The sequence below is a fragment of the Intrasporangium flavum genome, assembly GCF_001956915.1.
Taxonomy (GTDB): Bacteria; Actinomycetota; Actinomycetes; order Actinomycetales; family Dermatophilaceae; genus Monashia; species Monashia flava.
Map to the genome: position 1 here is coordinate 1 of NZ_MLJO01000009.1, position 11546 is coordinate 11546.

An 11546-nucleotide genomic window follows, 5' to 3' on the forward strand; every position below is an offset into this window, starting at 1 on the left:
GACGCAGCCGGACACACATTCACGAAAGAGGCCCGCCCGGGCGGCAAACCCGGGCCGGGCCTCTTTCGCATACCCGACCCCTTTTCCGGAGTCGTCTCGGGGCGCTCCGACCGGGGCGTAGGGTGGCTTCGTGCCTCATCTCATCCCCTCCCCGACCCGTATCCCCGTGCCTGGCGGCAAGGTCATCGACGAGCACGTCGGTGCCGTCAACAGCCCCGACTCCGGTCTCGGTTCCGCCGTCTCCGTGGCGCACATGGTGGCCCCGGCCGACTGGTCCGAGCCGTTCCAGACGCCCGAGTTCGACGAGATCACCTTCGTGCTGCGCGGCCAGGTGCTCGTCGACCACGACGGCGGCCGGCTCGCCGTCGACGCCGGGCAGAGCGTCGTCACCCGCGCCGGTGAGCGGATCCGCTACTCCTGCGGTCCCGACGGAGCCGAGTACGTCGCCGTGTGCCTGCCGGCCTTCAGCCCGGAGACCGTCAACCGCGAGGACGAGCAGTGAGCGACGCGGCGCCCGCCGCCGCACCCACGGTGGACGGGGACCTCGTCGCCGACCTGCGCACCGCGCCCAAGGTGCTCCTGCACGACCACCTCGACGGCGGGCTGCGCCCGCAGACGATCATCGACCTCGCGGCCGGCGTCGGCTACGACGAGCTGCCGGCCACCGACGCCGCGGCGCTCGGCACCTGGTTCCGCGAAAGCGCGGACTCCGGCTCCCTGCCCCGCTACCTCGAGACGTTCGACCACACGCTGGCCGTCATGCAGACCGAGGAGGGGCTCTTCCGCGTCGCGAGCGAGTGCGCCCAGGACCTCGCCGCCGACGGCGTCGTCTACGCCGAGAGCCGCTACGCCCCGGAGCAGCACCTCGGGCGGGGCCTGTCGCTCGAGGCCGTCGTCGAGGCGGTCAACGCCGGTTTCCGCGACGGCGAGGCCAAGGCCGCCGAGGCCGGACACCCGGTCCGCATGACGTCGCTGCTGACCGCGATGCGGCACGCCGCGAAGTCGACGGAGATCGCCGAGCTGGCCGTGCGCTACCGCGACCGGGGCGTCGCCGGCTTCGACATCGCCGGCGCAGAGGCGGGCTACCCGCCCACCCGGCACCTCGACGCCTTCGAGTACCTGCGCCGCGAGAACGCGCACTTCACGATCCACGCCGGCGAGGCCTTCGGCCTGCCCTCCATCTGGGAGGCCATCCAGTGGTGCGGCGCCGACCGCCTGGGTCACGGCGTCCGCATCGTCGACGACATCACCATCGACGACCGCCCGTTCGGTGACTGGCTCGAGGACCACCGTCACGACCCGACGGCCCTCGTGCAGGTCGAGCTCAAGCGCGTCCGGCTCGGCCGGCTCGCCGCCTACGTGCGCGACATGCGGATCCCGCTCGAGATGTGCCCGAGCAGCAACCTGCAGACCTCGGCCGCCCTGTCGATCCCGCTGCACCCGATCACCCTGCTCAAGCGCCTGCGCTTCCGGGTCACGCTCAACACGGACAACCGCCTCATGAGCGACACCTCGATGATGAAGGAGTCGACTCTCCTGGCGGAGCAGGCCGGCTGGACGCTGTCCGACTTCCGGTGGGTCGCGATCAACGCCATGAAGTCGGCGTTCATCCCCTTCGACGAGCGGCTCGGGCTCATCAACGAGGTCATCAAGCCCGGCTACGCGGCCCTGGGCTACGTGGCCTCACCGATGGGCTGAGGCCCACCGGGCAGCGGTCACGGCTGCGCGTCGAGGGCCGCGTCCACCGCGGCCTCGACGTGCAGCCGAGTCGTCGGGAAGACCGGCACGGGGGAGTCCTGCTGCCCGACGAGCAGCTCGATCTCCGTGCAGCCCAGCACGATCCCCTCGGCTCCGGCGGCGACGAGGCGGCCGATCACCTGCCGGTAGGCGGCCCGGGACTCCTCGCGCACGACCCCGAGGCACAGCTCCTCGTAGATGACGCGGTGCACCTCGGCGCGGTCCCGCTCCTCGGGCACGAGCACCGTGAGGCCGTGCGAGGCGAGCCGGTCGCGCAGGAACGGCTGCTCCATCGTGTACGCCGTGGCGAGCAGCCCGACGCGCGAGACCCCGGCCCGGCGGACGGCCTGTGCCGTGACGTCGCCGATGTGCAGGAGCGGCACGGAGACCGCGGCCTCGATGGCGTCGGCGACCCGGTGCATGGTGTTCGTGCACAGTACGAGCAGCTCGGCCCCGCCGCGCTCGAGGCCGGCGGCCGCCTCGGCGAGCAGCGCGCCGGCGGCGTCCCAGTCGCCGCCCGCCTGTAGCCGCTCGACCTCGGCGAAGTCGACCGAGTGGAGCAGCAGGCGCGCGGAGGCGAGGCCGCCGACGCGTTTACCGACGAGCTCGTTGGCGAGGCGGTAGTACTCGGCCGTCGACTGCCAGCTCATCCCGCCGAGCAGCCCGACGAGCTTCACGGTCGGACCGCCCCGACCAGGTGGGTCAGCTCGGCCTCGGCCTCGTGCGGCGTGATGCAACGCGCCCCGAGCGACTGCGCTTCGGCGACCACGTGCGGCTCGTCGCGCAGCAGGGCCAGGCCGCGGCGCACGAGGATGTGCGGCGGCTTGCGACGCTCGGCGAGGTCGCGCAGGAAGCGTCGCAACGCCGTGACGTACCGGTTCTGCCGCACGCACAACGCGTCGGCGAGCAGCCCCTCGGCGCGCAGCGGCGCGACGAGGCGGGCCGCGAAGAGCCCCTCGGCGAGCACGTAGTCCTCGGGCCCGGCGTCGACGGCGTGGCGGCCGGTGACGGCCGAGGCCCCGATGTCGTAGACCGGCACCTCGACGTGCCCCGTGTCGATGAGCGCGCGGAGCGCTTCCACAGCGGCGTCGGCGTTCCACGAGTCGATGTGGTCCCAGTCGGGGATGCCGATCGGGGAGCGGGGCAGGCGCGGGTCGTCGTGCTCGCGGTAGAAGTCGTCGAGCCGCACGACGGGCCAGCCGTGCGCGGCGCTGAGGCGCTCCGACAGCCGGCTCTTGCCCGCGCCGCTCGGCCCGGTCACGAGGATGACGCGGCGACGCCGCGGGGACGTGGTCCCCGCGGCGTCGGCCGTGCTGCTCGTGTCGTCCATGGCGTCGGCGGCGCGCGTCACCGCTGTCTCACACGCCCTTGGGGTGCCAGACCGTCTTGGTCTCGAGGAAGGCGCGGATGCGGGTCAGCCCCGGGTCGGCGTTCCAGTCGGGCTCGACGGCGCCGCCGTCGGCCACGCTCGGGCGCAGGACGCGCTTGAGGTTGCCCGCGGCCTCGGCCTCGAGCGCACCCCAGTCGACACCGTCGGCCCCGGCCGCACCGGTGAGGTCGATGGCGTTGACGTCGCGGTGCGAGGCGAGCCACGGGGCCACCTCGGCAGTGCGCGCCGTGATGAGGTTGACGACGCCACCGGGCACGTCGGAGGTGGCGAGGACCTCGCCGAAGGTCACCGCCGGCAGCGGGCGGTCGGCCGAGGTGAGCACGACGGCGGTGTTGCCCGTGGCGATCACCGGGGCGACGACCGACACCAGGCCGAGCAGCGAGGACGCCTGCGGCGCAAGGACGCCCACGACACCCGTCGGCTCGGGAGCGGACACGTTGAAGAACGGGCCCGCGACCGGGTTGAGGTTGCCGAGCACCTGGGCGATCTTGTCCGTCCAGCCCGCGTACCAGACGAGGCGGTCGACCGACGCGTCGACGACGGCCGACGCGGCACGCGTCGACAGGCCCTCACCGGCGGCGACCTCGTCGACGAACTGGGCGCGCCGGCCCTCGAGGACCTCGGCGACGCGGTAGAGCACCTGGCCGCGGTTGTAGGCCGTCGCGCCGGACCACTTCGGGAAGGCGCCGCGCGCGGCGACGACGGCATCGCGCAGGTCCTTGCGCGAGCCCATCGAGGCGTTGGCGAGGAACTCGCCCTTGGCCGAGACGACCTCGTAGGACCGTCCGGACTCGCTGCGGGGGAACGCGCCCCCGATGTAGAGCTTGTACGTCTTGCGGACGTCGAGGCGGCTCATCGGGCGGCTCCGCTCGCGATCGAAGGGGCTGTGGCGGTGGTGACGTACGCGTCGAGGCCGTGGCGTCCGCCCTCGCGGCCGTAGCCGGACTCCTTGTAGCCACCGAAGGGCGAGGTCGGGTCGAAGCGGTTGAAGGTGTTGGCCCACACGACGCCGGCACGCAGCTGGTCGGCCATCCAGAGGATCCGCGAGCCCTTCTCGGTCCACACGCCGGCCGACAGGCCGTAGGCGGTGTTGTTCGCCTTGGCGACCGCCTCCTGCGGCGTGCGGAAGGTCAGCACCGACAGGACCGGGCCGAAGATCTCCTCGGTGGCGACGCGGTGCGTCTGCGACACCCCGGTCAGGACGGTCGGCGGGAACCAGAAGCCCTTGCCGGGCAGCGTGCACTCGGGGCTCCAGCGCTCGGCGCCCTCGGCGACACCGGCCTCGACGAGCGAGGTGATGCGCTCGAGCTGGGCCTTGCTGTTGATGGCGCCGAGGTCGCTGTTCTTGTCCATCGGGTCACCGACGCGCAGCGTGCCGAGCCGGCGCTTGAGCCGCTTGACGACCTCGTCGTGGATGCTCTCCTGCACGAGCAGGCGCGAGCCGGCGCAGCAGACCTGGCCCTGGTTGAAGAAGATGCCGTTGACGATGCCCTCGACGGCCTGGTCGACCGGGGCGTCGTCGAAGACGATGTTCGCGGCCTTGCCGCCGAGCTCGAGGGTCGCCTTCTTCGCCGTGCCCGCGATCGAGCGGGCGATGAGCTTGCCGACCTCCGTGGAGCCCGTGAAGGCGATCTTGTCGACGTCGGGGTGCTCGACGAGCGCCTGGCCGGTGCGACCGTCGCCGGTGATGATGTTGACGACGCCGGCCGGCAGGTCGGCCTGCTGGCACACCTCGGCGAAGAGGAGCGCCGTCAGCGGGGTGGTCTCGGCCGGCTTGAGCACGACGGTGTTGCCGGTCGCGAGTGCCGGGGCGACCTTCCACGCGAGCATGAGCAGCGGGAAGTTCCACGGGATGACCTGGGCGACGACGCCGTGCGCGCGCGGCACCGGCGCGCCGGAGGGCGTCAGGCCCGCGTACTCGAGCTTGTCGGCCCAGCCCGCGTGGTAGAAGAAGTGCGCGGCGGCCGTCGGGACGTCGACGTCGCGCGTCTCCTTGATCGGCTTGCCGTTGTCGAGGGTCTCGAGGACGGCGAACTCGCGGGCGCGCTCCTGCAGGATGCGCGCGATGCGGAAGAGGTACTTGCCGCGCTCGGCGCCGGACAGGCGCCCCCAGACGCCCTCGTAGGCGCGGCGGGCGGCGGCGACCGCCTTGTCGACGTCCTTGGGGCCGGCCTGGCTGACCTCGGCGAGCACCGACTCGTCGGCGGGGTTGATCGTGGGGAACGTGGCCTTGGGCCGGGTGAAGGCGCCGTCGACGAAGAGGCCGTAGGACTTCTCGATGGTGACGACGGCGCGCGACTCGGGCGCAGGGGCGTACTCGAAGGTGGGCATCAGTGGGGTCCTCGGTCAGTCGATCGTCACGTAGTCGGCACCGGAGTAGGCCCCGGTCGCGAGCTTCTGCCGCTGCAGCAGGAGGTCGTTGAGCAGGCTCGAGGCCCCGAAGCGGAACCACTCCGGGGTCATCCAGTCGTCGCCGGCGATCTCGCTGACCATGACGAGGTACTTGATGGCGTCCTTCGTCGTCTTGATGCCGCCGGCCGGCTTGACGCCGACCTGCACGCCGGTGACCTCGCGCCAGTCGCGCACGGCCTCGAGCATGATGAGCGTGACCGGCAGCGTGGCCGCGGGCGCCACCTTGCCGGTGGAGGTCTTGAGGAAGTCGCCGCCCGCGAGCATCGACAGGTAGGAGGCGCGGCGCACGTTGTCGTAGGTGACGAGCTCGCCGGTCTCCATGATGACCTTGAGGTGCGCGGCCCCGCAGGCCTGCTTGACCTCGGCGATCTGGTTGAACACCGTGAGGTAGTCGCCCGAGAGGAACGCGCCGCGGTCGATGACCATGTCGATCTCGTCGGCCCCGGCGCGCACGGCGTCACGGGTGTCGGCGAGCTTGACCGGCATGCTCGCCCGGCCGGACGGGAACGCCGTGGCCACGGCGGCGACGTGGATGCCGCTGTCGCCGAGCGCCGCCCTGGCGGTCTCGACCATGTCGCCGTAGACGCAGATCGCGGCGGGCCGCGGCGTCGTGGGGTCGAGCGGGTCGGGCACGAGGGCCTTGGCGCACAGCGAGCGCACCTTGCCGACCGTGTCGGCGCCCTCCAGCGTCGTGAGGTCGATCATCCCGATGGCGGTGTCGATGGCCCACGCCTTGCTCGTGGTCTTGATCGACCGGGTGCCGAGCGAGGCGGCCCGCGCCTCGCAGCCGACCTGGTCGACCCCGGGGAGGCCGTGGAGCCAAGAGGTGAGCGCGTTGTTGGTCAGGCGCGACACGCCCAGGACGTCCCGCGCCTGTGCGGTGAGCTCCTGCGCGGTGCGCGTCGTCGTGCTAACAGTCACCCGCCGAGTCTATCCACGATCCGAGACGCCCCCGACCTCGTCGGGGCAGCCGGGGACGGGCCCGCGCCCGGCCCGACCGAACCAGGCCAAAGGTGGGCGTGAGAGAGTCTGGCGATGACGTGCGGCCCCTCACGGGTGCCGCGCGGGCCGGTGCGACCGGTCGCACGCAACCAGGAGGACACGTGAGCCGCGACGACGAGGCGCCCGACGCCGCACGCCCGGGTGGGGACGCCGACCCGGCACCGACCGGGCTCGGCCCCCTGCGCGAGGCCCGCACCCTGCGCCCCGGGTCCTCGATCGCCGTCGGCATCGTCGGCGCGGTCTGCGGGCTGGCGCTGCTCGTGCCCGCCGCCCTCGTGCCCCCGCGCAGCTGGACGCTCATCTCGAGCGTCGTGCTCGCCTTCGTGCTGCTGTGGCTGTTCGTCGTGCGGCCGAGCGCCGTCATCCACGCCGAGGGGATCCGCCTCGTCAACCCGATGCGCGTCGTCGACGTGACGTGGCCGGCCATCGACGAGGTCCGCTCGCGCTGGGCCCTCGAGCTGTACTGCGGCGGCCGCAAGTTCACCGCGTGGGCCGTGCCGGCCGACCCGGGCCGTCCGCGCTACGGCCGCCAGGCGCTGGCCATCGGCGCCAACCGGCTGCGCGGGCCCGCGGCGCCGGAGGTCGACCCGCGCCCCAAGCGTCCGAAGATCGAGGCGCAGACCGTCGCGGCCGAGATCGAGGCGCGCCGCGACGAGGACCGGCGCCGCAAGGACGGGCGCACGCCGCGCATCGCCGCCCAGTCCTGGGACCCCGTCTCCGTCGGGCTTCTCCTCGCCGGCGTCGCCTTCTTCGTCATCGGCACCTTCGTCGTCTGACGCGTGACGCCGCCGGTGCCCGGGCGGGCACCGGCGGCGTCCGGTCGGGGTTCGCCGGCGGCGACGTCACCGGTGGGGCGTCAGAGGGCGGTGAGCTGCTCGAGGTCGGCCCGGACCGCGGACAGACGCGTCTCCGCCGCGGCGCGCGCCTCCCGCAGCGCCCCGGCGTCGGTGACGGGCTCGATGACCTCGAGGTACACCTTGACCTTGGGCTCGGTGCCGCTCGGGCGCACGATGACGCGCGAGTCGTCCTCGAGGAACCAGCGCAGTCCCTCGGTGGGCGGCAGGCCGCCGTCGCCGCGCGCCAGGTCGTCGACGCGCGCCACCGCGACGCCGGCCACCGACGCCGGCGGATCGGAGCGCAGCCGCTCCATCAGCGTGTCGGTCTGTGAGAGGTCCGAGACACGCACCGAGAAGGAGTCGGTGGCGTGGACGCCGTGCTCGACGGCGAGGTCGTCGAGCAGGTCGGTCAGGGTGCGACCCTGCGCCTTGAGCGACGCGGCGAGCTCGGCGAGCAGCAGGGCCGCGCTGACGCCGTCCTTGTCGCGCACGAGGTGAGGGGCGACGCAGTAGCCGAGGGCCTCCTCGTAGCCGTAGCGCAGGCCGGGCACGCGCGAGATCCACTTGAAGCCGGTGAGGGTCTCCTCGTGGGGGAGCCCGGCGGCGCGGGCGACGGCAGCGAGCAGGCGCGAGGAGACGATCGAGTTGGCGAAGACGTCGCCCTTCGAGACGCCGCGGTGCACGACGTGCGCGCCGAGCAGCGCGCCGACCTCGTCGCCGCGGAGCATCCGCCAGTCGCCGAGGGCGGGGTCGAGGACCGCGGCGGCGCAGCGGTCGGCATCGGGGTCGTTGGCGATGACGAGGTCGCAGCGGGTGGCGCGCGCCCGAGCCAGGGCCAGGTCGATGGCGCCCTTCTCCTCGGGGTTGGGGAAGGCGACCGTCGGGAAGTCGGGGTCGGGGACGGCCTGCTCGTCGACGGCCGACGGGGCCGGGAAGCCGGCGCGCTGGAAGGCGGCCGTCACCGTGCCGTGGCCGACGCCGTGCAGGCTCGTGTGCACGATCGCGAGGTCGCGCGGCGAGCCCGGGTCGACGACCGTGACGACGGCGTCGAGGTAGTCGCCGAGCAGGTCGTCGCCGAGGGTCTCCCAGCCCTCGTGGGCGCGGGGCACGTCGGCGACCCGCTCGACGCGCGCGATGTGGGCGGCGATCTGCGCGTCGGACGGGGGCACGATCTGGCTGCCGTCGCCGAGGTAGACCTTGTAGCCGTTGTCCTGGGGCGGGTTGTGGCTGGCCGTGACCATGACGCCGGCGTCGGCGCCGAGGTGGCGGATCGCGAAGGCGAGCACGGGCGTCGGCAGCGGCTGGGGGAGCAGGAGCGCTCGACCGCCGGCGGCCACGACGACCGACGCGGTGTCGCGGGCGAACACGTCGGAGTTGTAGCGGGCGTCGAAGCCGATGACGACGGTCGGGTGCTCGCCGGCGCCACCCTCCGCCTTGAGGTAGGCCGTCAGGCCGGCGGCGGCGCGGATGACGACGCTGCGGTTCATCCGGTTCGGGCCGGCGCCGAGCGCGCCGCGCAGGCCCGCGGTGCCGAACTCGAGCAGCCCGGCGAACCGGTCGGCCAGGTCGGTGCGGGCGTCGTCGTCACCGGCCTCGACGCGCTGCAGCAGCGCGTCGAGCTCGCCGCGCGTCGTGGGGTCGGGGTCGTCGTCGCGCCACGCGACGGCGGCGGCGAGGAGGGCGTCGGCCTCGGGACCGGTCGCCATCAGATGCGCCCCACGACGGCCGCGAGGAGGCGCCCGCAGCGCTCGGCGGCCGCGCGTCCCGCCTCGAGGACCTCCTCGTGGTGCAGCGGCGTCTCGGAGATGCCGGCCGCGAGGTTCGTCACGAGCGAGATGCCCAGGACGTCGAGGCCGCTCTGCCGGGCCGCGATCGCCTCGAGCGAGGTGGACATGCCGACGAGGTCGCCGCCGATGACCTTGGCCATCCGCACCTCGGCCGGCGTCTCGTAGTGGGGGCCGCGGAACTGGACGTAGACGCCCTCGTCGAGGTCGGCGTCGACCTCGCGGGCCAGCTGGCGCAGGCGCGGGGTGTACACGTCGGTGAGGTCGACGAAGTTCGCGCCCTCGATCGGGGAGTGCGCCGTGAGGTTGATGTGGTCGCGGATGAGCACCGGGGTGCCGGGGGCCCAGGCCGGGTTGAGCCCGCCGCAGCCGTTCGTCAGCACGATGGTGGAGCACCCCGCAGCGGCCGCGGTGCGGACGCCGTGGACGACCGACCGGACGCCACGACCCTCGTAGAAGTGGGTGCGGGTGCCGAAGACCAGCGCGCGACGACCGGTGTCGCCGATGGCGACCGAGCGCATCGTGCCCGAGTGGCCGGCGACGGCCGCGCGGTGGAAGCCCGGCACGTCGGCGTTCTCGATCGTGGCGAGGGTCTCGCCGACGAGGTCGGCCGTCTGGCCCCAGCCCGAGCCGAGAACGAGGGCGACGTCGTGTCGCTCGACGCCGGTGCGCTCGGCGATGACGGCGGCAGCGGCGTCGGCGACCGCGAAGGGGTCGGTGGAGGGGTCGGCGAGGTCGAGGTGCGTCGTGGTCACGCTCAGGACTCTAGCGACGCCGTCCACGGTGCGGACACCTCCCCGCGGGATGGTTGGATGGTCGCGTGATCACGCGTGAGACGTCCGTTGTCGTCATCGGAGGGGGCCCGGGCGGGTACGAGGCGGCTCTCGTCGCCGCCCAGCTCGGCGCGCAGGTCACCGTCGTCGAGAAGGACGGCGTCGGCGGCGCTGCGGTGCTCACCGACTGCGTCCCGAGCAAGGCGCTCATCGCGACCGCCGACTACATGTCCGACTTCGAGACCGCCTCGCGTCTCGGGGTCCGCCTCCAGGACGACGACGGCGACGAGGTGTCCGACGCCGTCGCCCAGGCCAGCACCGTCAACGGGCGCATCCTCGAGCTCGCGGCCGCCCAGAGCGGCGACATCCGCGGCAGCCTCGAGCAGGTCGGGGTCACGGTCCTGTCCGGCACGGCCCGGCTCGCCTCGCGCGACCTCGTCGTCGCCGCTCTCGAGGACGGCAGCACGCGCGAGCTGCCCGCCGACGTCGTGCTCCTCGCCACCGGCGCCTCGCCCCGCGTCATGGACACGATGCGCCCCGACGGCGAGCGCATCCTGACCTGGCAGCAGATCTACTCCCTCGCCGAGCTGCCCGAGCGGATCATCGTCATCGGCTCGGGCGTCACCGGCGCCGAGCTCGCCCAGGCCTACCTCGGCCTCGGCTCGCAGGTCGTCCTCGTCTCCTCCCGCGACCGGGTGCTGCCGGGGGAGGACGCCGACGCCGCGACCGTCATCGAGGACGTCTTCCGCAAGCGCGGCATGGAGGTGCTGGGCAAGTCCCGGGCCGCGTCGGTCGAGCGCACCGCCGACGGCGTCGTCGTCACCCTCGTCGACGGCCGCACCGTCGAGGGCTCGCACGCCCTGCTCGCCGTCGGCTCGGTGCCCAACACGGCCGGGCTCGGGCTCGAGGAGGCCGGCGTCGAGCTGAGCCCCTCCGGGCACGTCCAGGTCGACCGGGTCTCGCGCACGAGCGTCGGCGGGGTCTACGCGGCCGGCGACTGCACGGGCGTCCTGCCGCTCGCCTCCGTCGCCGCGATGCAGGGCCGCATCGCCATGTGGCACGCCCTCGGCGACGCCGTCGCACCGCTCAACGTGCGGGGCGTGGCCGCCAACATCTTCACCGAGCCGGAGATCGCCACCGTCGGCATCAGCCAGAACGCCGCCGACGAGTCACCCGACGTCGAGTCGGTCATGCTGCCGCTGGCCCGCAACCCGCGCGCCAAGATGCAGGGCATCACCGACGGGTTCGTCAAGCTGTTCTGCCGCAAGGGCTACGGCACGGTGCTCGGCGGGGTCGTCGTCGCGCCGAAGGCCTCCGAGCTCGTCTTCCCCGTGGCGCTCGCCGTGCAGAACCGGCTCTCGGTCGACCAGGTCTCGAGCACCATCACGGTCTACCCGTCGCTGTCCGGCTCGATCGCCGAGGCCGCGCGCCAGCTGCACCAGGCCGACTGAGCGGACGCGTCAGCGCCCTGTCAACGCCGCGTCGGGTCGTCGGGCTCCGACGCGTCCGGACCCGAGCCGTCGCCGGGGCCGTCGCCGACGCTGTCGGTCCCCCGGGGCTCGCCGTCGAGGTCCTCGGGGGAGCGACCCTCCTCACGGGCCCACCGCTCGCG

Annotated in this window: 11 protein-coding genes; 4 read left to right on the forward strand and 7 right to left on the reverse strand. The window is 73.5% G+C overall.

The window, feature by feature from the left end; genetic code table 11:
* The first annotated feature begins 130 nt into the window (after nt 1-130).
* A complete protein-coding gene (locus BIV28_RS07435) occupies nt 131-502 on the forward strand; it encodes a cupin domain-containing protein (protein ID WP_076260649.1) in 372 nt (123 codons plus the stop codon).
* The gene (locus tag BIV28_RS07440; protein ID WP_207555834.1) at nt 499-1698 is read left to right on the forward strand and encodes an adenosine deaminase; all 1200 of its coding nucleotides are present in this window, start codon (nt 499-501) and stop codon (nt 1696-1698) included. The genes BIV28_RS07435 and BIV28_RS07440 overlap by 4 nt, the downstream gene beginning before the upstream one ends.
* Nucleotides 1699-1715: 17 nt before the next feature.
* Here the strand turns inward: BIV28_RS07440 and BIV28_RS07445 are convergent, their stop codons facing one another.
* Genes BIV28_RS07445 through deoC form a run of 5 tightly spaced genes read right to left on the reverse strand, consistent with a single transcriptional unit; the run spans nt 1716 to nt 6460 of the window.
* On the reverse strand, nt 1716-2414 hold the full coding sequence (locus BIV28_RS07445) for an aspartate/glutamate racemase family protein (protein WP_076260651.1): 699 nt from the start codon (nt 2412-2414) through the stop codon (nt 1716-1718).
* Entirely contained in the window at nt 2411-3088 is a 678-nt protein-coding gene (locus tag BIV28_RS07450) for a uridine kinase family protein (protein WP_242652826.1), read from the reverse strand. Before BIV28_RS07450 ends, BIV28_RS07445 begins: the two co-directional genes overlap by 4 nt.
* Before the next feature lie 7 nt (nt 3089-3095).
* Nucleotides 3096-3983: an aldehyde dehydrogenase family protein gene (locus BIV28_RS07455; protein WP_076260653.1), complete on the reverse strand. Its 888-nt coding sequence runs from the start codon at nt 3981-3983 to the stop codon at nt 3096-3098.
* Nucleotides 3980-5458: an aldehyde dehydrogenase family protein gene (locus BIV28_RS07460; RefSeq protein ID WP_076260655.1), complete on the reverse strand. Its 1479-nt coding sequence runs from the start codon at nt 5456-5458 to the stop codon at nt 3980-3982. The genes BIV28_RS07455 and BIV28_RS07460 overlap by 4 nt, the downstream gene beginning before the upstream one ends.
* Nucleotides 5459-5473: 15 nt before the next feature.
* A complete protein-coding gene (gene deoC / locus BIV28_RS07465) occupies nt 5474-6460 on the reverse strand; it encodes a deoxyribose-phosphate aldolase (protein WP_207555835.1) in 987 nt (328 codons plus the stop codon).
* A gap of 182 nt (nt 6461-6642) precedes the next feature.
* Between deoC and BIV28_RS07470 the strand changes: the two genes are divergently transcribed.
* Nucleotides 6643-7317: a PH domain-containing protein gene (locus BIV28_RS07470; RefSeq protein ID WP_076260657.1), complete on the forward strand. Its 675-nt coding sequence runs from the start codon at nt 6643-6645 to the stop codon at nt 7315-7317.
* A gap of 80 nt (nt 7318-7397) precedes the next feature.
* On the opposite strand, the gene BIV28_RS07475 is transcribed toward BIV28_RS07470, so the two are convergent.
* A complete protein-coding gene (locus BIV28_RS07475) occupies nt 7398-9083 on the reverse strand; it encodes a phospho-sugar mutase (RefSeq protein ID WP_076260659.1) in 1686 nt (561 codons plus the stop codon).
* A complete protein-coding gene (locus BIV28_RS07480) occupies nt 9083-9916 on the reverse strand; it encodes a purine-nucleoside phosphorylase (protein ID WP_076260661.1) in 834 nt (277 codons plus the stop codon). The genes BIV28_RS07475 and BIV28_RS07480 overlap by 1 nt, the downstream gene beginning before the upstream one ends.
* A gap of 65 nt (nt 9917-9981) precedes the next feature.
* Between BIV28_RS07480 and BIV28_RS07485 the strand changes: the two genes are divergently transcribed.
* Nucleotides 9982-11385 (forward strand): NAD(P)H-quinone dehydrogenase, encoded by a 1404-nt coding sequence (locus tag BIV28_RS07485; RefSeq protein ID WP_076260663.1) that lies wholly within the window; start codon nt 9982-9984, stop codon nt 11383-11385.
* The last annotated feature ends 161 nt before the right edge of the window (nt 11386-11546 follow it).

Coding starts and splice junctions, on each gene's coding strand:
- BIV28_RS07455 (WP_076260653.1), bottom strand. CDS start 3,983: ATGAGCCGCCTCGACGTCCGCAAGACGTACAAGCTCTACATCGGGGGC.
- BIV28_RS07460 (WP_076260655.1), bottom strand. CDS start 5,458: ATGCCCACCTTCGAGTACGCCCCTGCGCCCGAGTCGCGCGCCGTCGTC.
- BIV28_RS07475 (WP_076260659.1), bottom strand. CDS start 9,083: ATGGCGACCGGTCCCGAGGCCGACGCCCTCCTCGCCGCCGCCGTCGCG.